This window comes from Aeromonas sp. FDAARGOS 1416, from assembly GCF_019048085.1.
GTDB classification, from domain to species: Bacteria; Pseudomonadota; Gammaproteobacteria; order Enterobacterales; family Aeromonadaceae; genus Aeromonas; species Aeromonas veronii.
In genome coordinates this window covers 3315982-3340290 of sequence record NZ_CP077301.1, presented here as the reverse complement: position 1 = coordinate 3340290, position 24309 = coordinate 3315982, and the positions used below count along the sequence as shown (strand labels likewise).

General features: G+C 57.3%; 24 protein-coding genes and 1 pseudogene. 24 read left to right on the top strand and 1 reads right to left on the bottom strand.

All coding sequences use genetic code 11. The features are described from left to right. Positions 1-10: 10 nt before the first annotated feature. The 13 genes and pseudogenes from lfgL (at position 11) to I6L46_RS14940 (ending at position 10221) form a co-directional block, all read left to right on the top strand. Positions 11-928: a lateral flagellar hook-associated protein LfgL gene (lfgL, locus tag I6L46_RS15000; protein ID WP_139442804.1), complete on the top strand. Its 918-nt coding sequence runs from the start codon at positions 11-13 to the stop codon at positions 926-928. Between the two features lie 17 nt (positions 929-945). Further along, entirely contained in the window at positions 946-1950 is a 1005-nt protein-coding gene (locus I6L46_RS14995; RefSeq protein WP_216976176.1) for a hypothetical protein, read from the top strand. Positions 1951-2197: 247 nt separating this feature from the next. After that, a pseudogene (locus I6L46_RS14990) lies at positions 2198-2761 on the top strand (Lateral flagellin); the annotation flags it as partial. A 159-nt stretch (positions 2762-2920) separates the two neighbouring features. Continuing rightward, positions 2921-3313 (top strand): flagellin, encoded by a 393-nt coding sequence (locus I6L46_RS20825; protein ID WP_338153689.1) that lies wholly within the window; start codon positions 2921-2923, stop codon positions 3311-3313. A 121-nt stretch (positions 3314-3434) separates the two neighbouring features. Continuing rightward, the gene (lafB, locus tag I6L46_RS14980; RefSeq protein ID WP_216976174.1) at positions 3435-4721 is read left to right on the top strand and encodes a lateral flagellar capping protein LafB; all 1287 of its coding nucleotides are present in this window, start codon (positions 3435-3437) and stop codon (positions 4719-4721) included. A gap of 49 nt (positions 4722-4770) precedes the next feature. Continuing rightward, the gene (lafC, locus tag I6L46_RS14975; protein WP_005336195.1) at positions 4771-5163 is read left to right on the top strand and encodes a lateral flagellar export chaperone LafC; all 393 of its coding nucleotides are present in this window, start codon (positions 4771-4773) and stop codon (positions 5161-5163) included. A 59-nt stretch (positions 5164-5222) separates the two neighbouring features. Next, complete coding sequence (locus tag I6L46_RS14970) at positions 5223-5624, top strand: LafX (RefSeq protein ID WP_236761278.1); 402 nt, start codon at positions 5223-5225, stop codon at positions 5622-5624. After that, a complete protein-coding gene (locus tag I6L46_RS14965; RefSeq protein WP_139740525.1) occupies positions 5615-6697 on the top strand; it encodes a flagellar hook-length control protein FliK in 1083 nt (360 codons plus the stop codon). Before I6L46_RS14970 ends, I6L46_RS14965 begins: the two co-directional genes overlap by 10 nt. Before the next feature lie 59 nt (positions 6698-6756). Further along, on the top strand, positions 6757-7191 hold the full coding sequence (gene lafF / locus I6L46_RS14960; protein WP_272868740.1) for a lateral flagellar basal body-associated protein LafF: 435 nt from the start codon (positions 6757-6759) through the stop codon (positions 7189-7191). Between the two features lie 7 nt (positions 7192-7198). Beyond that, positions 7199-7915 (top strand): lateral flagellar system RNA polymerase sigma factor LafS, encoded by a 717-nt coding sequence (gene lafS / locus I6L46_RS14955; RefSeq protein WP_216976172.1) that lies wholly within the window; start codon positions 7199-7201, stop codon positions 7913-7915. A 50-nt stretch (positions 7916-7965) separates the two neighbouring features. Further along, positions 7966-8826 carry a lateral flagellar motor stator protein LafT gene (gene lafT, locus I6L46_RS14950; protein WP_216976170.1) on the top strand — a complete coding sequence of 287 codons (861 nt, stop codon included), beginning with the start codon at positions 7966-7968 and terminating at the stop codon, positions 8824-8826. Further along, a complete protein-coding gene (gene lafU, locus I6L46_RS14945) occupies positions 8826-9773 on the top strand; it encodes a lateral flagellar motor protein LafU (protein WP_042053528.1) in 948 nt (315 codons plus the stop codon). Before lafT ends, lafU begins: the two co-directional genes overlap by 1 nt. Further along, the gene (locus I6L46_RS14940) at positions 9760-10221 is read left to right on the top strand and encodes a hypothetical protein (protein WP_216976168.1); all 462 of its coding nucleotides are present in this window, start codon (positions 9760-9762) and stop codon (positions 10219-10221) included. The genes lafU and I6L46_RS14940 overlap by 14 nt, the downstream gene beginning before the upstream one ends. On the opposite strand, the gene I6L46_RS14935 is transcribed toward I6L46_RS14940, so the two are convergent. Continuing rightward, positions 10154-11161, bottom strand: a complete 1008-nt coding sequence (locus I6L46_RS14935; RefSeq protein ID WP_254203104.1) for a lytic transglycosylase domain-containing protein — start codon at positions 11159-11161, stop codon at positions 10154-10156. The genes I6L46_RS14940 and I6L46_RS14935 overlap by 68 nt on opposite strands. Before the next feature lie 644 nt (positions 11162-11805). On the opposite strand from I6L46_RS14935, the gene mraZ reads away from it, so the two are divergent. From mraZ to murC, 11 genes are all read left to right on the top strand, one after another. Beyond that, positions 11806-12264, top strand: coding sequence for a division/cell wall cluster transcriptional repressor MraZ (gene mraZ / locus I6L46_RS14930; RefSeq protein WP_013723406.1), 459 nt, complete (start codon positions 11806-11808; stop codon positions 12262-12264). Next, on the top strand, positions 12265-13203 hold the full coding sequence (gene rsmH / locus I6L46_RS14925) for a 16S rRNA (cytosine(1402)-N(4))-methyltransferase RsmH (RefSeq protein WP_005336168.1): 939 nt from the start codon (positions 12265-12267) through the stop codon (positions 13201-13203). A gap of 3 nt (positions 13204-13206) precedes the next feature. Further along, complete coding sequence (gene ftsL, locus I6L46_RS14920; RefSeq protein ID WP_005336166.1) at positions 13207-13521, top strand: cell division protein FtsL; 315 nt, start codon at positions 13207-13209, stop codon at positions 13519-13521. Beyond that, complete coding sequence (locus I6L46_RS14915) at positions 13518-15272, top strand: peptidoglycan glycosyltransferase FtsI (RefSeq protein WP_005336163.1); 1755 nt, start codon at positions 13518-13520, stop codon at positions 15270-15272. Before ftsL ends, I6L46_RS14915 begins: the two co-directional genes overlap by 4 nt. Beyond that, on the top strand, positions 15205-16737 hold the full coding sequence (murE, locus tag I6L46_RS14910; RefSeq protein ID WP_216976165.1) for a UDP-N-acetylmuramoyl-L-alanyl-D-glutamate--2,6-diaminopimelate ligase: 1533 nt from the start codon (positions 15205-15207) through the stop codon (positions 16735-16737). Before I6L46_RS14915 ends, murE begins: the two co-directional genes overlap by 68 nt. Then, positions 16734-18089, top strand: coding sequence for a UDP-N-acetylmuramoyl-tripeptide--D-alanyl-D-alanine ligase (gene murF, locus I6L46_RS14905; RefSeq protein ID WP_216976163.1), 1356 nt, complete (start codon positions 16734-16736; stop codon positions 18087-18089). The genes murE and murF overlap by 4 nt, the downstream gene beginning before the upstream one ends. After that, on the top strand, positions 18083-19165 hold the full coding sequence (gene mraY / locus I6L46_RS14900; protein WP_005355120.1) for a phospho-N-acetylmuramoyl-pentapeptide-transferase: 1083 nt from the start codon (positions 18083-18085) through the stop codon (positions 19163-19165). The genes murF and mraY overlap by 7 nt, the downstream gene beginning before the upstream one ends. 4 nt (positions 19166-19169) lie before the next feature. Continuing rightward, positions 19170-20453, top strand: a complete 1284-nt coding sequence (gene murD / locus I6L46_RS14895; RefSeq protein WP_202004356.1) for a UDP-N-acetylmuramoyl-L-alanine--D-glutamate ligase — start codon at positions 19170-19172, stop codon at positions 20451-20453. Beyond that, positions 20450-21631, top strand: coding sequence for a cell division protein FtsW (ftsW, locus tag I6L46_RS14890; protein WP_005336154.1), 1182 nt, complete (start codon positions 20450-20452; stop codon positions 21629-21631). Before murD ends, ftsW begins: the two co-directional genes overlap by 4 nt. Then, complete coding sequence (gene murG / locus I6L46_RS14885) at positions 21631-22713, top strand: undecaprenyldiphospho-muramoylpentapeptide beta-N-acetylglucosaminyltransferase (RefSeq protein WP_216976161.1); 1083 nt, start codon at positions 21631-21633, stop codon at positions 22711-22713. Before ftsW ends, murG begins: the two co-directional genes overlap by 1 nt. Positions 22714-22824: 111 nt before the next feature. Continuing rightward, entirely contained in the window at positions 22825-24279 is a 1455-nt protein-coding gene (gene murC, locus I6L46_RS14880) for a UDP-N-acetylmuramate--L-alanine ligase (RefSeq protein WP_216976160.1), read from the top strand. Positions 24280-24309 lie beyond the last annotated feature (30 nt).

The following is a 24309-nucleotide window of genomic DNA, read 5'->3' as shown; positions in this document are numbered from 1 at the left end:
AGTCATAACCATGCGGATCAGTACCCATCAAATTCAGCTCAGCATGCTCGATAATTTGCAGCATGGTTTCGGCGAGTATGCCCGCCTCGATCGCCAGATCTCCACGCAAAAACGCATTCTTCAGCCCTCAGATGATCCTGTTGGCAGTGTGCAACTGCTGGGCTTGCAGAAAGAGCAGGTGGCGATGGCGCAGTACCAGAAGAATATTGCCAATGCCAAGAGCCAGCTCTCCCAGGGGGAGTTGCAGCTCGATACCATGACCAACATGCTGATGCGGTTGCGTGAGTTGACCCAGACGGCCGCTAACGGCTCCCTTTCTGAGGGGGATCGCAAGGCGGTGGCCAGTGAAGTCGCCATTATCAAGGATGGCCTGCTGGATTTGGTCAATGCCCGCAACGAAAGTGGCTCCAGCCTGTTTAGCGGCAGCAAGGTGGATGAGACCGCTTTGGTGAAGGTGACTGACCCAAAAGATACTGACTTCGGAGGTTATCGCTACAAGGGTGATCATCTGGTACGGGAGGTCGGCATTGCCAAAGGTGTCACAGTGGGGTTAAACCAGACTGCTGATCAGCTTTTTTTGCAGCCTGACGATTTTTTCAAACGACTCGACAGCATGGTGAAGGCAATTAATGACGCAGCACCTGACGCCATCGATCAAGCACGAGGCATGCTGGATCGCAGCCAGACGCTGCAAGATAATATCAGCCAGGCGGTGAGCACGATTGGTGCCCGGATCAATCTGCTGGATCAGATTGACGAGAGCCATGCCGAGAAAGGCGTCTATAGCAAGGAAGTGAGCAACCAGATAGAGTCGCTGGACTATGCCGAGGCCGCGACCCGACAGGCCCACGTCCTGATGGCATTACAGGTGCAGCAGCAAGCTTTTGCCAAGGTTAATGGTCTTAGCTTGTTCAACTACATGCCGTAACGAGCAGAGGAGTCATGATGCAGGTCCAGCAAACCCGTCTTGGAGGCGTTGCAGAGCCACAGGCAAAGCCCAGGTTGCAGGGCCGCGCAACTGCACAGGCTCACACTCTGGAAAACCGCAAGCAGACTGAGCGCCACCCCAATATTATCCGGATGGACAGATGGGCCCTGATCGGTGCTGCGCAACAGCGCATTGCCCATGCCCAGAGCGGCGAACAGGCGCTTAATCTGGTTTGGGGGGAATTGAAGCGGCTCGAACGCCAACTGGGTCAGCGCGAGCTGGCCAGCAGTGACGTGACCAACCGCTTAAAAATGCTGGAAGAGAAAGTCACCCAACCAAGAGGCCCTTTGACTGACGAGCTCAAGCCCAGACTTCTTGCGTCACCTCAGGAACTGCGTCCCCGCTTCAGTGCCGAGCATCTGGATTTATTAAGCGCCAAAAATAGCACTGAGCGACTGGTGTTTTCTTTCCCCCAAAGCAGTAGTGCGGTGGAGGTGACAATTCCGGCCGGAGCGCGAGAGGGTGAGGTTGTCACCATGCTCGATCGGGCGCTGCGTAAAAAGCATATCCAGGCCAGATTGAATGAACTGGGCAAGCTGGAACTCTCCGTTGCTGAACCCCATCGCCGCAAACTGGATGAGCCGGTGCTGATCCGGGGGGAGGGGATTCGTATCCCGGCAGGCAACCCGATACCGGTGCAGTTCAAGCCCAAGGCCGGAACGCTGACCCGCATGGCAGATGGGGTAGACAAAGGGGAGGTCCGTCAGGAGCGACAGCGGCTGCAAAAAGTGCTTGGCGAGATTGAGCAATCGGTACGGGAGTTGAAACAGTTTCGCCAGAAGATGGTGCTGCAACTGGACAAGGTCAAGGCTCGCAGTCAGAACCTGAAACAGGAGGAGCTGGCACAGTTGCAATCCTCTCTGGCCGCCCGCCTCTCACAAGGCGGCTATATGGGTACCATGTCCGGTCTGCTGGCGCAGGCCAATGTCACTCGTCAAGGGGTGGTTGCGTTACTCACCTGATAACGCTGACCTGCCTCGTAAAAAAACCGCACAAGCTGACTGGTGCGGTTTTTTTATCTCTGTGATGCCCTCTTGTGCCAGTGATGGCGCTGTCTGCTCGCGGGCCCACTGTTTCGCATCCAAACGGGGGGCCAAGAGAAACTGCTGTTCAGCAAAAAAAGATTTAATTTTCACGACGCTGTGGTCGTTCTTCATTGGGGTCAACCCAAACGCTGCCTGTGGCAGCATCCATTTCGAGGAAACGAAAATGAGTCTGTCAATTCATACCAACTTTGCCAACATGGTCACCCAGAACCAGCTGAACTCCACCAACAAAATGGCAAGCAATGCCATGCAGCGTCTGGGTACCGGTCTGCGCATCAACTCTGCCGCTGACGATGCCGCTGGCCTGCAAATCGCCACCCGTCTGCAATCCCAGTCAAACGGTCAGAAAATGGGCATGCGCAACGCCCAGGATGCCATCTCCATGATGCAGACCGCCGAAGGCGCCATGGACGAGATGACCAATATCGTTCAGCGCATGAAAGATCTGGCTACCCAGGCTGCCAACGGCACCAGCAGCGACAAAGATATCGCAGCCTTGAACGCCGAGTTTGGCGAACTGACCAAAGAGCTGAAAAATATCGCCAGCAACACTACCTTCGGTGGTGAAAACTTGCTTGATAAAACTAATGGCAAGTTTGCCAAGGGTGAAGTGACCTTCCAGATCGGTAACACCAGCAGCGAGACTTTGGCGTTGGATGTGAAGGAAGTGCTGGGTAAGGTAGTGGGCACTGCCGGAGGCAAAGTGACTGGGGAGGCAAACCTCAAGGCTCTTAAAGAGTATCAGAATGAGGCCAAGGCCGGCTCTGGTGCTGAGACCTTGAAGAAGGCAAAAGATGAGTTCAAAAAAGCTGAAGATACCTATAAAGCGCTTGCTGCAAAGCCAACAGAGGCAGAACAGAAAGCCTATGACACCGCCGTAGAGACTATGGCTAAGGCCCAAGAGACTTATGACGATGGCTTGAAGGCAAAGGTTAAAGAGGCCATGACTGTTGGTAGCGGTCTGGACTCTAACGTGTTGGAAGTCGGTTTGAGCGCTGCTTCAGCCCAGTATGCCATGGGCAAGATGGAAGAGTTTATGCAGGATATCACCAGCGTACGCTCCGCTTTCGGTGCCAATATCAACCGTCTGGAGCACACTGTTAACAACCTCTCCAACATGAAAGAGAACACCGATATCGCCAAGGGCCGTATCATGGACGCCGATATCGCTACCGAAAGCACCAACATGGCCAAGAACCAGATGCTGATGCAGGCTGGTATGTCCGTACTGGGCAAGTCCAACGAGATGACCGGCATGGTTACCATGCTGCTGCGTTAATCGCTATAAGGGCCGCTACCTGTGTGGCGGCCTCTTTTCTTCCCCTTGCCGGTTGAAAAGTGCTAGCGTAACAGCCTTTTTCAACAAGCAAGTCTTGCCCTGATACCGAAGGAGTTGATATATGCAGGTCGATCCCGCTTCAGCCGCGATGAACATGGTGACCAATGAGCGCAAGAATATGGACCAGCTGCTCAAGGGGCAGCTTGCCACGGTCAAGGCGCAGCAGAGTTCGCTGTCATCTATCAACTCCAAACTCTCCAGCTTTCAGACTCTGCTGAAAGACCTGAACAAGCCAGCCACGTTGCAAGCCCAGAAAGCCAGCCTCTCGCAAGAGGGTGTCATGACGGTCACCAGCAATGGCAAGGCGACCCCAGGACAGTATAACTTTCAGGTCAATCAGTTGGCTCAGTCGCATCAGTTCGGGGTGCAACTGGCAGATGAAAAGGCGCCATTGCCAACCTCCGGCAAAGTATCGTTTACCGTCGATGGCAAGGCGTTTGCTATCGATTTGGCGACCTTGCCCGCTGGAGCGACAGCCCAGAGTCTGGTTTCTGCCATCAATGATGCGGCGGATAATCCGGGGGTCAAGGCCAGCCTGGTTCGCACGGATGGCAAGGTTAACCTGGTGCTGACCAGTAAAGAGAGCGGGGCTGCCAAGGTGTTTACCCCCACCTATGATGGCGACCCGGCTTCCGCGTTCGGCAAGGCATTTATCGATGGCAAGGTGATCACCCCGGGTCAGGACTCCATCATCAAGATGGGGGTTGGCGACGGTGCGCTGGAGATCAAGTCGCCGACCAACAAGATTGAAAACGTGGTTGAAGGGCTGACGCTGGAGCTCACCAGGGTGCAAAAGCCAACCGATGGCCCGATGCAGGTGACAGTGGCTTATGACAATGAAGGCGTCACCGGTTCATTGAAGAAATTTGTTGATAGCTACAACGAGTTGCTCGAGCTGCTGAACAAAGAGACGTCCACCAATATCAAGGCAAAAGGCGTACTGGCGTCTGATGCCACGGTGCGAGGTTTGAAAGGTACGCTGGCCAATGCGGTTCGCAATCTGCCTGCAGGCATGACCCTGACTCAGCTTGGCATCAAAACGGAGAAGTCGGGCAAGCTGGTGTTTAGTGACTCTGATTTCAAAAAGTCGCTCGAGAAGGACCCTGAACTGCTGGGCAAGGCGCTGATGGGGGATGACGGTTTGCTCAAGCGGATGAGCAAGGTGCTCGATCCTTTCTCCAAGACTAACGGGGTGATAGCCACTCGCAAGAGCACATTGGAAGCCAATCAAAAGCGACTTGATGATAAAATGGAGTCGCTGAATAAACGGATGGAATCTGTTTACAAGCGTTACCTCAATCAATTCACCACCATGAACCAGATGATGCAGACCATGGGAGCACTGTAAGCTTTTTCCCTGGATGAACTGGTTTTGAACCTGCAATAGCGAGTGACCCATGTTTGAATCTGAAGATGGCTATGATGCCTATCGATTTGCCGCCACAGAAGCCAAGGCCGCGAGTGCCGATCCATATCAGCTGGTGCTGATGTTGATGGATGGCTTGCTTGATGAGATAGCCAGAGCAGAAGGGCATATCTTGGCGAAACAGTTTGAGCGCAAAGGGTTGGCCATCAACAAGTGTCTGCAGATCCTGGGTGGGCTGGACAGTGCGCTTGATATGAATAAAGGCGGCGAACTGGCGGTTAATCTGCATCGTCTTTATGACTACTGCGGTCAGAAATTGTTCGAAATCAGCGTTTCCAACAATGTTGAGGGATTTGCCGAAGTGCGCAAAATCCTGCAAGAGCTGAAAGAGGGTTGGGAAGCAATGGCGCGTCATCCTCGTTAATACGGAAGTAGTACTTCCTTCCTCTCTGTTCTTCCTCACGCCCAACATATTGAAATTTCTTGGTTCTCGGTCTGGCCCACTCCTTGCTTGTGGGCTGGTTCATCTTCTTTTTGGGGCTCGTCATGTCAGGTATTGCTCCCGTGTTGCGTGAGACCGAACTGCAGACTCGCCAGCGTCAGTTATTGGGGTTGGGTACGCTCTTGCTGCAACAAGCGCAAGCTGGCCAGTGGGAAGCCGTCAGGCTAACCGATGGACGCTTCGCGCAATTTGTCTCTCAAGTTAGCCTGGATCCCCAACTCTGGGCTGCGTTGCAACCAGCAAGAGATAAAGCCCGGGTGTTGTATCGACAAGCATTGCAGCTTTGCGAGCAGGAGACCTTGATTCGTAAACAGGAGTGGCAGCAGCTTTCTTCGATTCGTGAAGGCTTGACTGCTTACGGTGAGACAGAGCAATGGGATTGATTCAATTTAGCGGTTTTGATGCGGTGAATTCGCCGGATGTCACGGCCTTGAACCGTTTGTCCGGCCAAGCCGGCAGTGAAGGGGAGTTATATCAACCGCTGGATGAGGTGGTTGACCCTCAGGTTGCATTGCCCTTGCCCGAGTTGGTTGCCAGTGATGTTCCGGTAGACGAAGCAGAGAGCGAACAATCAGGAGCGGAAGGCGACCCGGTTGAACAGCTGCAAGCGTTTACCAATGTGCCTCCTCTCTTTGTCAGAGTAAGTGATGCCGATCTTGATGGTTTTCGTGTAAGCCGTACTTTTTCCCGAGCTGAAGGTAGCACTGGTGGGCAGCAGGTGGTGGTGGATAACAAATTGCCGCCCTCTCTTCGTGCCTTGATGGGGAGTGCGACCACGCTGCCCGAGCAAGAGGTGATGCCGCGTCGTGAGACGGTTTCTGCCGCTGCGGAACAGGCGCTCTCTACCTTGCTTGCCAAATCAAATGGGCAAACCGGTGTATTGCCCGGCCGCTTCACCTTGCCGGTTATGGCTGCCGGTTTCGATGCTGGAAATGTGCCTGATACCGCAGTGGTAGAAAACAGGCTGCCAGATGCTCGCCAGCTGGCAGTTGGCCAACTCGCTGCGACGCCGTTGCGACCTGCCGACTATCAGTGGGCACCTGTCCGGTTGTCAGACAACCAGAGCCAGTGGGGACAGCAGCTGGTTAGCCTGCTTCAGGACAAGGTTGAGCTGCAAGTCAATCAACAGGTGAAACAGGCCCACATCCGGCTGGATCCGCCAGAGCTCGGGCGATTGGAGTTGACCGTCAAGCTCGATGGTGACCGGCTCAATGTCCAGTTGAATGTGACTAACCCGGCGGTGCGCGATGCAATGATCCAGTCGATGGAGCGCTTGCGCATGAGCCTGGCTCCCCATCATGCCGGCGGGGTCGAGGTCAATGTGGGGCAAGGCGGCGAGCAGGGGCAGCAGGATCGGTGGCAACAGGAGAAGATCCTGGCTGGCCGCCGTCAGTGGTTGGATGAACCAGAGTCCCAATGGGGGACGATGCACGACTGGCTCAATACTCTGGTCTGATTTTTAACCCGTAATAACGAGAGTGGTTTTACATTATGCGGCGTGTCATGAAGTGGTTGATGGTTGTCGTCATTGCCCTGTGTCTGCTGGTTTTGCTGGCATATGGTGCCTGGTTGAAACGCGATGTGATTGAAGTCTGGCTAGGATTGGCAGAGCCAAAGCCAGAGCTAAGCAGTACTCCGCTGTTCAAGCCGATGGAGCGCTTCGTTATCAGTCTGGAAGGGGGCGAACAGTCCCATTATCTGGTGCTGGAGCTGGCACTGGTGACCTACAACCCGGAGCAGGTTGCCAAGCTGGATGAGCTGACTCCACTGATCCGCAATGCCATGGTGCAGTATTTCAGCCACCGCTCCCATGATGACGTAAAAGTCGAGCTGCAGAATATTTCCAAGCTGCAGGTCTCTTTGCGCGACAAGCTGGTCACTACGGTGCAGGGATATGGCTACAAGCCCTATCTGGACGAAGTGCTGATCACCAAGGTACTGGTACAGTAATTACCATATGACTGATTCTGCTTGGGATTCTCAACAAGAGTTTGCGGATACGCCAACGATTCCTCGTACTGGTGAACAGGCCATTCTGACTCGCTATCTGCCTCTGGTTAAGAGGGCTGCTTGTCACCTGCGTAGCCAGGTCAGCGCCTGTTTTGATCAGGAGGATATGGAACAGGTAGGGATGATGGGACTGCTGGAGGCGTGGCGTCGTTATGGTAGTGAACCTGATGCCCAGTTTGAAAGTTACGCCTTCAAACGGATTCGTGGTGCCATGCTCGATGAGCTGCGGCGTCTGGACTGGCGACCCCGCCAATTGCGACAGCAGGTACACGGCCATAATCAGGCGCAGCGTGAACTGCACAATCGTTTGGGGCGCCCCCCCTCAGAGCAAGAACTTGCTACTGCGCTCGACTGTTCGGTGGATGAGGTGCGCCAGTTGTCCTATGCCAGCCAGGCTGAAGCGCTACAGAGTCTGGAAGAGTGGCTGGAGAATGGTGGCAAGGCGCCAACAACCGAGTCTGATGATGTCGATATGGCGATGACAATCAGCAAGGTGTTGGCCACTCTGGATAAACGCGAGCAGCTATTGCTTGCCCTCTATTACCAGCAAGAGCTCAATATGAAAGAGATCGCGCTGGTGCTTGGATTAACCGAATCCCGGGTTTGTCAGCTGCACAAGCAGTGTGTGCTTCAGCTAAAGCAGCGATTGGTCGACTCCATATAGTAGTGCTTCACCTTTACTGGTGACCCTTCTTGTATCGTGCGGGAACATTCATGCAAAAACAGATTGGCATCGGCATCATTTTAGTATGCGTGCTGGGTGGCTTCATGATGGCCGGGGGAAATCTCCTCGCCTTGTGGCAGCCAGCCGAGCTCATCATTATCATCGGCGCAGCGGTAGGCTCCATGTTTCTGGGCAACTCGAAAGAGGTGATGCACGAAATGTGGCGGCAGATCAAAATGTGCTTCAAGCCTCCTAATAACGAAGAGAGCGAGGTCTATCGTGAGCTGTTGACTCTGATGCATCAACTGCTGGAGGAGACACGCAACAAAGGGATGAAGGCGCTCGACGAGCATATTGAAAATCCCCAGCAGAGCTCGGTTTTCTTGATGTACCCCCAGATTTCGGAAGATCCCCAACTGCTAGGTTTCATAATCGATAACCTGCGTCTGCTCGGGATGGGCAAGATCACACCCCATGAACTGGATACCGTGCTGGAGCAGGAGATCATGGCCATTGAAGAGGACATGCTCAAGCCTGCCCATGCTTTGCACAAGACCGGCGAGGCCTGCCCGGGCTTCGGCATTCTTGCTGCGGTGATGGGGATCATCATCACCATGCAGCAATTGGACGGCCCCCTGAGTAACATAGGCGTTCATGTAGCGGCCGCTCTGGTGGGCACCTTTATCGGGATTTTTCTCTGTTACTGCTTGCTGGAGCCTGTCAGTAACGCAATGGAAGAAATGGTCAGGCGTCGTATTAGCCTGTTGATGTGTATCAAGTCGATCCTGATTGCCCAGTTGCGTGGCAAGACACCGCTGCTGGCCGTCGATTCAGGTCGCAAGATCCTGGAGCCTGAAGTCAAACCAAGCTTCCTTGAACTGGAAGATTGGGTGAACAACAGGGCAATGTAATGCGCAATCACGAGCAGATTATCGTCAAGCGCCAGCAGCGACGTAATAGTGCCCCTAAAGGAGGGGGCGCCTGGAAGGTGGCATTTGCCGACTTCACGTTAGCTATGATGGCTTTCTTTATGGTGCTCTGGATCCTGGCGGTATCTAACCAGGAGGAGCGGGAAATTGTTGCCAGCCGTCTGCGGGACTACAGCATCATGGACAGTGAGTCCAACCCGTTTGACATACGCAATAGCCCCTATCCTGTCGATTTGGGGGGGAATCCCTCGGTGATCGATGAGCTGAACCCCAAGTTCGATCAGCAGGGGCAGCTGATGCCCAGGCATATGGATCGCCGTCAGAGCATTTTTTCAGATGGGCCTAACGGCGGGTACGAAAATCTGCTGGTTGGAAAGCTCGAAGGTGAAGGCCAGATGCAGCAATTAGCTGGATTCATCAATGATCTGGCTGAACAAATGCAAGCTAACAATAACCTCGAGATTCAGATTGTTCCCCAAGGATTGCGGATCTTGATCCGCGATGACGCTGATCGGGAAATGTATAGCCGTGGCAGTGCCCGTATCACTCCATTTTTTCGTCACCTGTTGATGGCATTGGCCCCCATTTTCCAGCGTATCGAGAATCGGGTCATGATTTCTGGCCATACCGACAGTACACCGTTTGCGGGTGACAACTACACCAACTGGGAACTCTCGTCAGACCGCGCCATGATGGCAAGGCGGGTATTGCTAGCGGGCGGCATGCCGTCTGATCGGGTCGCGCAGGTGGTCTCTATGGCTGATACCATGCTGGAAGATACCCGGAATCCGCAAAGCAGCCGTAATCGGCGCATTGAATTGCTGGTTATGACAACTCAGGCAGAAACCAATCTGGAGCAACTTTTCAGCTCACAAACACAAGCGGCAGCTAGTCATGCCAAGGAGATGATTTCTCATGGACAGCCCTGAAATCGAGTTTCCGCTGCATACCTCGCACAATGATCCGCGCCGAAAGGTACCGCGCTGGTATCTGCATGATGGATCAACGCCACTTGAGTCACAAAGTTGTGGTATTGCCGCACGGATGCTGATTTCAGGTGTGTTATTTGACAAAAGTATTGGCCGAGCCGTGATCAAGGATATCGGCCCAGGAGGCGTTGGCTTTCTTGCCCCTGCTCGCTTTACGTTACCTGATACGGTGACCCTTTCTCTGTCCCGCCAGATTGTTCTGGATTGTCGCATCACGCATCGTCGGCCTATAGGTCAGCATCTTTGTTTCTATGGCGCTTGCTGGTCATATCCGGAAGAAGTCGATTTGGGACCAATATTGAGCCAGTGGCGCCACTGCTTCATGGTGCCGCAATCAGCGGCCGCTTCTGCTGAATCCCAAGAGGATCAGGTAAGCGTTCCAGCCTGATCTCGCCTCGACTCATATCAAGCCCCCTGGCAGCTTTCAGCAACAGGGGGTCCTGCAGACTGTCCAGTGAGACCGCTTTGACAATGAAGGTCGCCCCCTTCTTCTGGTTGGCGGTGGGAGCCTTGTCCTTGCTATAGACGATCGGGCAATTGGTTATCCCTTGCGCGGTAGGGAGTTGCCAGGCCGGATTCCAGCGGCTGGCGTCATTCATTGATACTCCCTTCGCTTGAGCCCACGCAGGCAGTGAGCAGTCATCAGGATGACGGAATATTTGCAAGTCAGTGCCGCTGTCCCATGGTGGAAGCTGAAACTGATAGCTGTCAGCCATATCGAGCAGTCTTGCCAGCGCGACAAAGCGTGCGACATAAAAACGCGTTTCAGTCGGAAGCTCCAGTTCCCATATATTACGTGTCCCCGCTTTTAAAACTGCATTGAGTACCCGCCCTTCTCCTGCATTATAGGCGGCCAAGGCAAGCAGCCAGTCATTGCCAAAGAAGCGATACAACCATGCCAAATAGGAAAGGGCAGCCTCTGTTGCCAATGGCAGTGAATAGCGCCCATCAAATTCGCTAGTGATGGGAATGGCAAATCGGGTGGCGGTATCTGACATCAGTTGCCAAGGGCCTGCGGCGCCTGTAGCAGAGACCACATCCAGTCTATAACTGCTTTCCAGCAGAGGAACAAAGGCAAGTAACGGAGGAAGCTTGCGTTCGTGAACCTGTTCCGCGACCCAGCGAATAACGGGTTGTGTCTCCGCAAGACGTTGTTGGAGATAAGGGCGCTGCTTCAACAGGAATTGTTGCTGCTGGCTGACCAAGTCGACCCCTTTTCCCTGGATCGGGATTGGGAAACCTGCTTGCCAGTGATAATTGTGATAAGCATGACAAGATGTTGATATCATTAACATCCCGCACATTAGTAAAAAAATGAGCTTGGTCATGGGGTAATGGTTGAACAAGGATCGCGCAATAATAAAAACATGATATATCTCAACAGTTTTTTGAATTTAAGGTCGCTTGATCATGTGTAATCCAGGACTTAGTAAGCATGATAACACGAGTAAAAAAGAGCCGAAATTCAGGTAAAGCGATTCAGAAGTTTTTGCTGTATCTGATACTCGCCAATTTCATTCTGATGGGACTGTACATCGGGTATGCTCACGAGCTCACATTCGCCACCAATATTCTGCTGACATCCCTACTGATTATTTACAATCTGTTGCTCTGCCAGCTGGTGTCTCTGCGTGCTCGCCGTTCGAAAGATGGTTACATCATCTATCCAGTGATATGTGTCAGTATTTTGCTCTGTGCAGTGGTATTGTTCCGTTTCATCATATCGCCCAGATAGTGACCGCTCACCGACTTGCTGCTTATTAATCACTTTCTGTTTTTTCAGCAATAACTCTTGGAAAATCAACCTACTCAATCCGCAGCATGCAATTGCTGCGTCAATATGTTCCCTCTGTCCCATCTCCTTGCTTGAAAAGCCCCCTGCACGTCCTTAAACTTCAAGGTGGGGAAAAGTGGATCAAAGTGGTTTTTAGAGGGGCAATCTGCCTGCTCACTCACCTTCAGGGACTGCAATTTGTTGCGTGGCGCTCATGCCATCAGCCTGGACAGTAAAGGGCGGCTGGCAATTCCGACCAAATTCCGTGATTGGCTGCGCGATGAAAGCGACGGCCAACTGGTCTGCACCATCGATATTGCCCATCCCTGTCTGCTGCTTTATCCCCTGAATGAATGGGAAGAGGTCGAGCGCAAGCTCAAAACTCTCTCCAGCATGAATCCGCAAGAGCGCCGTTTGCAGCGTCTGCTGCTGGGACATGCAACCGAATGCGAGCTGGATGGCAATGGCCGTCTGCTGCTCAGTCAGCCACTGCGCAACCATGCGGGGCTGGACAAGAAAATCATGCTGGTGGGCCAGCTCAACAAGTTTGAGCTGTGGGATGAAGCCCGCTGGCAACAACAGGTCAATGACGACATCTTGGGTCTGCCCGGGGACGATTGGGCAAGCTCACCACGACTACAGGATTTCTCTTTATAAATGACCCAAGCCGCTGAACACATCACAGTGCTGCTGCACGAAGCCGTTGAAGGTCTGGCCATCAAGCCGGACGGTGTCTACGTCGACGGTACTTTTGGCCGTGGTGGTCATTCTCGTCTGATCCTGCAGCACCTTGGCCCAAATGGCCGCCTGATCGCCATCGACCGCGATCCCCAGGCGATCGCCGAGGCCGCCAAGATCCAGGATCCCCGTTTCGAAATCGTGCACGGTCCCTTCTCCGGCATCGCCTCCTATCTGGATGAGCGCGGTTTGCTGGGCAAAGTGGATGGCTTCCTGCTGGATCTGGGGGTTTCTTCACCCCAGCTGGATGATGCCGAGCGCGGCTTCAGCTTTATGAAAGATGGTCCGCTCGATATGCGGATGGACCCTACCTCCGGCCAGAGCGCTGCCGAGTGGCTGGCCAAGGCCGATGTGGATGACATCGCCTGGGTGCTGAAGACCTTCGGTGAGGAGCGTTTTGCCAAGAAGATCGCCCGTGCCATTGTGCACGACCGGGTGACCGAGCCTTATGTGCGTACCCGCCAACTGGCCGAGATGATTGCCCGAGTCAATCCGAGCAAGGAGAAGGGCAAGCATGCGGCAACCCGCAGCTTCCAGGCCATTCGCATCTATATCAACAGTGAGCTGGACGAGATCGAAACCGCGCTCAACGGAGCACTGGAAGTGCTGGCACCACATGGCCGTCTGTCAGTGATTAGCTTCCATTCGCTGGAAGACCGATTGGTAAAGCATTTCATCCGCAAGCACGAGAAGGGGCCGGAAGTGCCTTACGGCATTCCGTTGACCGAGGCCCAGCTGGCTGGCGGTCGCAAATTGAAGTCGGTCGGCAAGGCACTCAAGCCTTCTGATCATGAAGTATCTGAAAACAGCCGGTCACGCAGCTCGGTGCTGCGGGTTGCCGAACGGCTTGCGGAGTAAGCGATGAGCGAAGTGCGTGTTCATCTGGCCAAGGAGATCGTTGCCGATCTCTGGCGGCACAAGCTGCAGATTTTTCTGTCGGTCGCCGTGCTGGTGACCGCGTTTGCCGTGATCCTGGTGACCAACATGACCCGTGGTCTGACGGCCAAGCAGAACGATCTGATGGCGGAAGAGGATCGCCTCAATATCGAATGGCGCCACCTGTTGCTGGAACAGGGCACCCTGGCTGAACACTCCCGGGTGGCGAGTCTGGCGATGGACAAGTTGCAGATGGGTCGTCCGCTGGTGACCACCGAGAAGGTAATTACCCAACCATGAAACGCAAGGCTACAGCCAAAGCTGCCAAAGCGAATGTCAAAGCGCCATCGATCTATCCGTGGCGCTTTCGCACGCTTGCGGTGTTTATCGGCATCGCGTTTGTGGGTCTGATCCTGCGTCTGGCCTGGATCCAGGTGATCAATCCGGATCGTCTGCGTCAGGAAGGGGACATGCGTTCCCTGCGTACCACCTCTACCCAGGCGGTGCGCGGCATGATCACCGATCGCAACGGCGAGCAGCTGGCGGTTTCTGTGCCGGTCGAGGCGGTCTGGGCCGATCCCAAGACGGTGCATGAATCCGGTGCCATCAATAATGAGCGAGCCTGGCTGGCGCTCTCCGCCGTGCTCAAGCTCGACATCAATACCCTCAAACACCGCATCGCCAACCCCAGCAAGCGCTTCGTCTATCTGCAGCGTCAGGTTACTCCTGCGGTGGCGGAATATATCAAGGGGCTCAAGCTGGGTGGCGTCTACCTGCGCCCAGAAGCGCGCCGCTTCTATCCGACCGGCGAGATCAGCGCCCATCTGGTGGGGGTGACCAACATCGATGGCAGCGGTATTGAAGGGATTGAGCGCAGTTACAACGAATGGCTGACGGCGACCCCCGGCGAAATGCGGGTGCGAAAGGATCGTCAGGGGCGCGTCATCGAGCGGCTTGGCATCGTCAAAGAGGGCAAGAACGCCAACGATCTGCAGCTCAGTATCGATCAGCGGGTGCAGGCATTGGCCTACCGTGCCCTCAAGCGGGCAACCGACGAGAACAAGGCGACCTCCGGCTCCATGGTGATGCTGGATATCAAGACCGGTGAAGTACTCGCCATGGTCAACACCCCCTCCTATAACCCGAACAATCGCGGCCAGTATCAGAGCTTCCGGGTTCGCAACCGTGTGGTGACCGATACTTATGAGCCGGGTTCGACCGTCAAGCCATTGATTTTGCTCAGCGCCTTGCAGGCAGGTGTCACCAGCTGGAAAGATTTCATTCCCGGTGGGCCGCTCTTTATCGGTGCCAAGCAGATCAAGGACGTCAGTATCCACAAGGCGACCAACCTCTACGATATCCTGCGTTACTCCTCCAACATCGGTATGTCGCGCATTGCGCTGCGGATGCCGGCGCAGGAGATGATCAACACCCTCAGCATGTTCGGTTTCGGCATGGATACCGGCAGCGGGCTGATGGGCGAGAGCAGCGGCATGCTGCCCCAGCGTCGTCGCTGGTCCGATATCGAGCGTGCGACCCTCTCGTTTGGTTATGGTCTGCGAGTCACCCCGCTGCAGCTGGCTTCCGCCTACGCCACCTTGGCTAACAAGGGCAAACGGGTGCCGCTCTCCATCGTCAAGGTGACTACGCCGCCCAAGGGTGAGCAGGTTATCGATCACAACAACGCCGCTGCCATGTTGCAGGCGCTGGAGTATGTGGTCGACAACGCCATTCCAAAAGCCAAGATCCCGGGCTATCGGGTTGGCGGCAAGAGTGGTACCGCCAAGGTCGCCGTCGCCGGTGGCTATGGCAAGGATTACATGGCCTGGTTTGCCGGTTTCGCACCCGCCAGTGATCCCCGTTTCGTCATGGTGGTGGTGATCAACGAGCCAAAAGGCAGCGCCTATTATGGCGGCGCCGTGGCTACCCCACCGTTTGCAGAGGCCATGGGCGGGGTGCTGCAGCTCTTCAATATTCGTCCCGATGCGGTGCCGCCAGCGGTGCCCACCAAACTTGCCCGTACGGAGGCTTCTCTTGTCCCGCGCACTTGATGCATTACTGCGCCCCTTCGATATCCTGGCGCCGGCGCTCACCTTGACCGATATCCAGCTGGATAGTCGGCGGGTTGGCCCCGGCTCGCTCTTCGTGGCCATTCGTGGTCATCAGGTGGATGGCAGACGGTTTATCGAACAGGCGGTGGCTCAGGGAGCGACCGCTGTTGTGTTTGAGGAGGATGGTGAATTTATCCCACCATCGACTCCGGTTCCCTGTATCGGGATGCGGGATCTGCCCGCTCACCTCTCTGCTCTTGCGGGCTATTTCTACGATCAGCCAGCCCAAAAATTGGATCTGGTCGGGATCACCGGCACCAACGGCAAGAGCACTACCGCTTTGCTGGTCGCCAACTGGCGCACCCTGCTGGGTGGCAAGGCGGGTGTGATGGGCACCATCGGCAACGGCCTGTTCGGCAATCTGATCGAAGCGGAAAATACCACCGGCAGCGCCGTGCAGGTGCAAGCCAATCTGGCTGCGCTGCAAGCGCAGGGGGCGGACCTGGTGGCGATGGAGGTCTCCAGCCATGGTCTGGTGCAGCATCGTGTTGCCGCACTGCCCTTTGCCGCTGCCGTTTTCACCAACCTGAGCCGGGATCACCTCGACTACCACGGCACCATGGAAGCCTATGGCGCGGCCAAAGAGCAGTTGCTGCAGCTGGTCGATGAGTCGAATGCGGTGATCAACCGTGATGACGAGTTGGGTGCCAAGTGGCTCGAAAAATACCCGGCAGCGGTGGCCTTCAGTGTTAATGGCCCGATTGAACACCATTCTGGCCGTCAATTAACGGCGCAGCAGCTCGATTTTCACCAGCAAGGTTTTCGCGCGCAGATTAACTCCAGCTGGGGGAATGGTGTATTATCCGCCCCCTTGCTCGGGCGCTTCAACGTCAGCAATGTGCTGGCCGCGATGGGCGTGATGCTGGTGCTCGGCTATGACTTCCATGAGCTACTGGCAACGGCCTCGAAATTGCAGCCGGTAACCGGTCGCATGGAGTGTTTTGGCGGTGGCGATACGCCGCTGGCGGTGGTCGATTACGCCCACACACCGGACGCGCTGGAGAAGGCATTGCAGGCCCTGCGGGTGCATTGCACAGGGCAGCTATGGTGCTTGATTGGCTGTGGTGGCGACCGCGATCGCGGCAAGCGCCCCATGATGGCCGCCATGGCCGAGCAGTATGCGGATCGCGTGATCCTGACCGACGACAATCCCCGTACCGAGGAGCCGGCCCGGATCATGGCCGACATGGTGGCGGGTCTTCGCGATCCTGCTGCGGTGCAGGTGGAGCACGACCGGGTCAAGGCGATTGTGCTGGCCATTGGTCAGGCGAGTAAACAGGACATCATCCTGGTGGCCGGTAAGGGTCACGAGGATTATCAGATCATTGGAACCGACAAGCGGCACTACAGCGACCGGGAAACCGTCGCGGCCGCCTTGCACACATTATTGGAGTCATTCAAATGATGACCCTCAGGCTTGCCGAGCTGGCGCAGGTACTCGATGCCCGTCTGATTGGTGACGACGGCGAGATCACCGTCGTCAGTACCGACACCCGCACTCTGGGCGCGGGGGCCCTGTTCGTTGCTCTGCGCGGCGAGCGCTTCGATGCCCACGATTTTTGCGAGCAGGCTGTTCAGGCAGGGGCCTCTGCCCTGCTGGTTGAGCGTGAACTGCCGCTGGCCATCCCCCAGCTGGTGGTGACCGACACTCTGAAAGGACTGGGCCGCCTCGGCAAACTGGTGCGCGAGCGCATCAACCCGAAAGTGCTGGCCATTACCGGCAGCTGCGGCAAGACCACGGTGAAGGAGATGGCAACCGCCATCCTGCGCAACGAAGGGGAAGTGCTGGCCACCGCTGGCAACTTCAACAACGAGGTGGGCGTGCCGCTCACCCTGCTGCGCCTCGAACCGCAGCACAAGTTTGCGGTGATGGAGCTGGGTGCCAACCATCCGGGCGAGATCGCCTGGACTACCTCGCTGGCCAAACCCGATGCCGCCATCATCAACAACGTGGCGGCGGCCCATCTGGAGGGCTTCGGCTCGCTGGAAGGGGTGTTCCACGCCAAGAGCGAAATCTTTGAGGGGCTGAGTGAGGGCGGCACGGCCATCGTCAACGCCGACAACGAATTCTGGCCGAAGTGGCGGGAACGCGGCATTCAGTGCGCCTTCTCCATCGACGGTCAGAGCCAGCCGTTCCACGCGCGCAACCTTGTGCTCAACGAACAAGGTTGTGCCGAGTTCGTGATGGTGACCCCGCAGGGTGAGCTGAGCCTGACTCTGGCGATCCCGGGTCGCCACAACGTGGCCAATGCGTTGGCTGCCGCCGCGGGCTGTCTGGCCCTCGGCGCATCCCTCGCCTGTGTCAAGGCGGGGCTGGAACAGATGGCGCCGGTCAAGGGGCGCTTCTGCGTGCAGCGCTGGGGCGGTCTGACCCTGGTGGATGATACCTACAATGCCAGCGTGGAATCCGTGCTGGCGGGCATCGATGCCCTGACCGCCATGGGCGGCTTCAAGGTGCTGGTGTTCGGTGATATGCGGGAACTGGGTGAGGAGTCTGCCGAGCAACACGCCCGGGTTGGCCGTCATGCCCGCGAGCGCGGTCTGGATGCCGTGCTGACAGTGGGGGAAGAGAGTCGCCACACCGCAGATGCCGCGGCTGGCCGACATTTCGATAACAAGGCGTCGTTGTTTGAAGTGCTTGCGCAAATGATAAATACACATCAGGAAATTTCGATTCTGGTCAAGGGCGCCCGTGGCTCCCGCATGGAAGATATCGTCGAGATGGTCAAAGGCCATCAGGAGTCAGCCACATGCTAGTCTGGCTGGCCGAACTGCTCACCCCGCACTTCACCTTCTTCAACGTCTTCTCCTACCTGACGTTTCGCGCCATCCTGTCGATCATCACCGGACTGGGGGTTGCCCTCTGGATGGGGCCACGCCTGATACGTCGCCTGCAGATCCTGAAGTTTGGTCAAGTGATCCGCAACGATGGTCCCGAGTCCCACCTCAGCAAGCGGGGCACCCCGACTATGGGTGGCCTGATGATCATTGCTGCGATTTTCACGTCTGTGCTGCTCTGGTGCCGCCTCGACAACCCTTATGTCTGGCTGGTGCTGTTTGTGCTGGGTGCCTACGGTGCCATCGGCTTTGCCGACGACTACCTCAAGGTGGTGCGCAAGAATACCGACGGCCTGATTGCTCGCTGGAAGTATTTCTGGCAATCCGCGGTAGCGCTGGCGGTGGCGGTGTTCCTCTATGCGACCGCAACCCATGAGGGCCAAACCCAGCTGGTGGTGCCCTTCCTCAAGGATGTGATGCCGCAGCTTGGCCTGATGTTTATCGTGCTGACCTACTTTGTCATCGTCGGCACTTCCAATGCGGTCAACCTGACCGACGGTCTCGATGGCCTGGCCATCATGCCGACCGTGATGGTGGCGGGGGGCTTTGCCCTGATCGCCTGGGCTACCGGTAACGTCAACTTTGCCAACTACCTGCACATTCCCTACGTGCCCTATACCTCCGAGCTGGTGATCGTCTGTACCGCCATTGTCGGGGCGGGTCTGGGTTTCCTCTGGTTCAACACCTATCCGGCGCAGGTCTTCATGGGGGACGTCGGTTCCCTGGCACTGGGCGGCGCGCTCGGCACCATCGCAGTGCTGGTACGTCAGGAGTTCCTGTTGGTGATCATGGGCGGCGTCTTCGTGATGGAGACCGTTTCGGTGATCCTGCAGGTGGGGTCATACAAGCTGCGCGGCGTGCGGATCTTCCGCATGGCGCCGATCCATCACCACTACGAGAAGAAGGGCTGGCCGGAGCCGCGCGTCATCGTGCGCTTCTGGATCATCACCCTCGTGCTGGTGCTGCTGGGTCTTGCCACCCTGAAGGTGAGGTAAGGCCATGGTCATCATCATCGGATTGGGCAAAACCGGACTCTCCTGTGTCGATTACTTCCTCGGCCGTGGCGTGACGCCACTGGTGATGGATACCCGCGCCAACCCGCCCGGCAAGGATCAACTGCCGCCTGAGGTGGAGCTCATTCACGGTCTCGACGAGGAGCTGCTCAAGCAGGCGCACATGATCGTCGCGAGCCCGGGTATCGCGCTGGCGACCCCCGAACTGAAAGCAGCTGCCGAGTGTGGCGTGCAGATCGTCGGTGATATCGAGCTGTTTGTGCGCGAGACCCAGACCCCGGTCATCGCCATTACCGGCTCGAACGGCAAGAGCACCGTCACTACCCTGGTGGGCGAGATGATTGCCGAAGCCGGTCTCAATGTCGGCGTGGGCGGCAATATCGGCACGCCTGCGCTGGAGCTGCTCAAGCAGCCGATGGATCTCTGCGTGCTGGAGCTCTCCAGCTTCCAGCTGGAAACTACTCACAGTTTGCGTGCTGCCGCCTCCGTGGTGCTGAACCTCTCCGAAGATCACATGGATCGCTATCAGGGCATGGCCGACTATCGCGCCGCCAAGATGGAGATCCATCAGCACTCCAAACACATTCTGGTCAATCGTGACGATGCCCAGACCCTGCCCGATGTGGGTCAGGTGTGGCAGAGCTTTGGTCTCGATTGCAATGGCTATGGCCGTTGCCTGCTGGATGGTCGCTACTGGTTGACCCTGCACGGCGAACCGCTGCTGGCGGTGGACGAGATGAAGATCGTCGGTGCCCACAATCAGGCCAACGCCCTTGCGGCCATGGCGCTGTGCGATGCGGTCGGTATTCCCCGTGCGGCTCAGCTTACCGTGCTGCGTCGTTTCGAGGGCTTGCCCCATCGTGCCCGCTTCGTGCGCGAGGTGAACGGGGTGCGCTGGATCAACGACTCCAAAGCCACCAACGTGGGAGCCACGCTGGCTGCCGTTGCCGGTGTGCGCGAGTCGGTCAAGGGGCGCCTGCTGCTGCTGGCCGGTGGTCAGGGCAAGGGGCAGGATTTTGGCCCGATCCAGGCGCTGCTGGGCAACCAGATCGATCACATGTACTGCTTCGGTCAGGATGCCGAGGTACTGCTGGCACTGGGCGAGCAGACCGAACGGGTGGCCGACCTGGCCGCTGCGGTTGCCAAAGCGGCGGCCGATGCCAAGCCCGGTGACTGGGTGCTGCTGGCGCCAGCCTGTGCCAGCCTCGATCAGTTCAAGTCGTTCGAGGTGCGCGGCGATCGTTTCACCGAGATGGTGCTGGCACTATGAACGCCCTTCGCGCAGCAGCAGGTCTGTTCCAGCGCTGGTTGTTACCAGCGCGTCCTGCCGGTCTCTACGATCGGCAGCTGGTACTGCTGGCGCTCTCCCTGATGGCGGTCGGGGTGGTCATCGTGGCCTCGGCGTCGATCCCCGAGGGGATTGCGCTGGGGGATGACCCCTTCATGTTTGTGAAGCGTCACGCCCTGTTTCTGGTGATGGCGCTCGGTATCTCCTGGTTTGTGTTGCAGGTGCCGATGGCGCGCTGGCAACAGCACAACGGCCCCATGCTGCTGCTGGCGATCTTGATGCTGGTGCTGGTGCTGCTGGTGGGCCGCAACGTTAACGGTGCGGTGCGCTGGTTGCCGCTCGGCCCCTTCAACCTGCAACCTGCCGAGTTTGGCAAGCTGGCGCTGTTTGTCTATCTGGCCGGCTATCTGGTGCGACGCCAGAGCGAAGTGCGTGAAGCCTGGATCGGCTTCCTAAAACCGCTGGCGGTGTTCGGGGTGCTGGCGGTCTTGCTGCTGTTGCAGCCTGACTTGGGTTCCACCGTGGTGATGTTCGTTACCTCGTTCGGCATGCTGTTTCTGGCCGGTGCCCGACTGGGACAGTTTTTGACCCTGATCGGTGCGGGCCTCGGCTCTGTGGTGATGCTGATTATCGTCGAGCCCTACCGGATGCGGCGAGTGACCTCCTTTATGGATCCCTGGGCCGATCCGTTCGGCAGCGGCTACCAGTTGACCCAGTCGCTGATGGCGTTTGGTCGTGGCAGCTGGTTTGGCGAAGGGCTTGGCAACTCTATCCAGAAGATGGAGTACCTGCCGGAAGCGCACACCGACTTCGTGTTTGCGATCCTCGGTGAAGAGCTGGGTTACGTCGGGGTGCTGGGCGCCCTGTTCCTGATTTTTGCGCTGGCGGTCAAGGCGCTCAAGCTGGGGCATCGCGCGCTGGTGGCAGAGCGGCTCTATGACGGTTATCTGGCCATCGGCATCGGCATCTGGTTCAGCTTCCAGACCTTCGTTAACGTTGGCGCGGCCAGCGGCATGATGCCAACCAAGGGCTTGACCCTGCCGCTGGTGAGTTACGGTGGTTCCAGTCTCATCATCATGTCGGTGGCGGTGAGCATGTTGATTCGAATAGATTTTGAGTTGCGTCAGGCGACAGCCCAGGCGCGCGTGCGGGAGGTTTAGTGAGCAAGACTCTGTTGGTGATGGCAGGTGGTACCGGTGGGCATGTGTTCCCCGGTCTGGCCGTGGCCGATCGCCTGAAGGCCCAGGGCTGGACTGTCCACTGGCTCGGCACTGCCGACCGGATGGAGGCGGAGCTGGTGCCCGCCCACGGTTATCCCATCTCCTTCATCGATATTCAGGGGGTGCGTGGCAACGGCATCAAGCGATTGCTGGTGGCGCCCTATCGCATCGTCAAATCGATCCTGCAGGCGCGTCAGGTACTCAAGACCGTTCGTCCTGATGTGGTGCTAGGCATGGGCGGTTTTGCTTCCGGCCCGGGTGGCGTGGCGGCCTGGTTCTCCGGCATCCCGTTGCTGCTCCATGAGCAAAATGCTGCTGCAGGCATGACCAACAAGCTGCTGGCCCGTATCGCCAAGCGGGTGTTGATGGCATTTCCGGGCGCCTTCGCGCCGAGCCGTCGCACCGCCGTGGTCGGTAATCCGGTGCGTCCCGAAGTGGTCGCACTGCCGGATCCGCAATTACGCAGCGGAGCCGAGCCACTGCATCTGCTGATCGTGGGTGGCAGCCTGGGGGCGCGGGTGCTCAACGAGCAGGTACCTGCTGCGGTGGCGGCATCCGGCGTGCCCATTGAAGTGCGTCACCAGTGTGGCAAGGGCAATGCCGAGGCCGTCTCTGCTGCCTATGCCCAGCACGGCATCAATGCCGAGGTGAGCGAATTTATCAAGGATATGGCCAGCGCCTACGCCTGGGCCGACCTGGTGGTCTGCCGTGCCGGTGCCCTGACCGTTTCCGAAGTGGCTGCCGCCGGTGTGGCTGCCATTTTCGTGCCGCTGCCCCATGCGGTGGATGATCACCAGACCCGTAACGCCCTGACCCTGGTCGACGGCGGTGCGGCCGAGTTTCTGCCCCAGTCCGAGCTGAATACCGCATCGCTGGCGGCGCGCCTGACCTGGTTAGCTGGTCGCAGGGAGACCCTGTTTAACATGGCGAAAGCGGCTCGCCGCGTCGCCATCATCGATGCGGCCGAGCGGGTTGCAGATGAGTGCAAACAGCTCGCAACCGGGCAGCGTGGTAAAGATTGATGAGCAAGGTTGCAGCGGTGACACCGTGCAGCCTTGTACCTGTATGTATTGATGCCGCCGTGCAGCCGCGCTTTGACGGCACATGGCCTCCGGCAGACTAAAGAGACGATTATGACCAAGGTTGAACTGGCAAAACTGCGTACTGTGATCCCCGAAATGCGCCGCGTGCGTCGCATCCACTTTATCGGCATCGGTGGTGCCGGTATGGGCGGGATCGCCGAAGTGCTTGCCAACGAAGGGTATCAGGTAACGGGTTCTGATCTGGCTCGCAACGCCGTGACCGAGCGGTTGGCCGGACTGGGCGCCCACATCTTCGTCGGCCACAGTGCCGAACACGTTGAGGGTGCCAGCGTGGTGGTGGTCTCTACCGCCATCAAGCAGGACAACCCGGAGCTGCTGGCTGCCCGTGAACTGCGGATCCCGGTGGTGCGCCGCGCCGAGATGCTGGCCGAGCTGATGCGTTTCCGTCACGGTATCGCCATTGCCGGTACCCACGGCAAGACCACCACCACCAGTCTGGTGGCGAGCATCTATGCCGAAGCCGACCGCGACCCGACCTTCGTCATCGGTGGCCTGCTCAACAGTGCCGGTACCAATGCCCGGCTGGGCAGCAGCCGCTACCTGATCGCCGAAGCGGACGAGAGCGACGCCTCTTTCCTGCATCTGCAGCCGATGGTCTCTATCGTGACCAACATCGAAGCGGATCACATGGACACCTACGGCGGTGACTTCTCCAAGCTGAAGGCCACCTTCATCGAGTTTCTGCACAATCTGCCCTTCTACGGACTGGCGGTGGTCTGCATCGATGATCCGGTGATCCGTGGCATGTTGCCCGAGATTGCCCGCCCGACCCTGACCTACGGTCTCTTTGACGATGCCGATGTACAGGTGCTGGATTTTGTCCAGACCACCAACCACAGCTGCTTCCGTGTTCGCCGCAAAGAGGCGGGTGAGCTGCAGGTGACCCTCAATTTGCCGGGTATTCACAACGCATTAAACGCCGCAGCGGCGATAGCTGTCGCGACAGAGGACGGGGTCAGCGACGAGGCCATCATCTCTGCACTGGCCAAATTTGAAGGGGTCGGTCGTCGCTTCCAGCAGTATGGCGAGTTTGAAACCGGTCGCGGCAAGGCGATGCTGGTGGACGATTACGGTCACCACCCGAGCGAAGTGAAGGTCACGATCAATGCTGCCCGTGCCGGTTGGCCCGAGAAGCGTCTGGTGATGGTGTTCCAGCCGCACCGTTATACCCGCACCCGCGACCTCTACGAGGACTTCGCCGATGTGCTCTCCAAGGTAGACGTGCTGGTGATGCTGGAGGTTTATGCTGCCGGTGAGGAGCCGATCCCGGGCGCTGATGGACGGGCACTGTGCCGCTCCATTCGCTCGCGCGGCAACCTGGAACCCATCTTCGTCGCTACACCAGATGACGTGCCAGCCGTGCTGGCCGACCTGATCGGCGAGGGGGATTTGGTGCTGACTCAAGGCGCCGGGAACGTCGGGGCACTGGCCCGTCGTCTCGGAGAGATGAAATTGAGCATAGATAGCATGAAATCTGGCGCCTGAGGGCCCAATGAGTATTTTGACCGCCAAGCC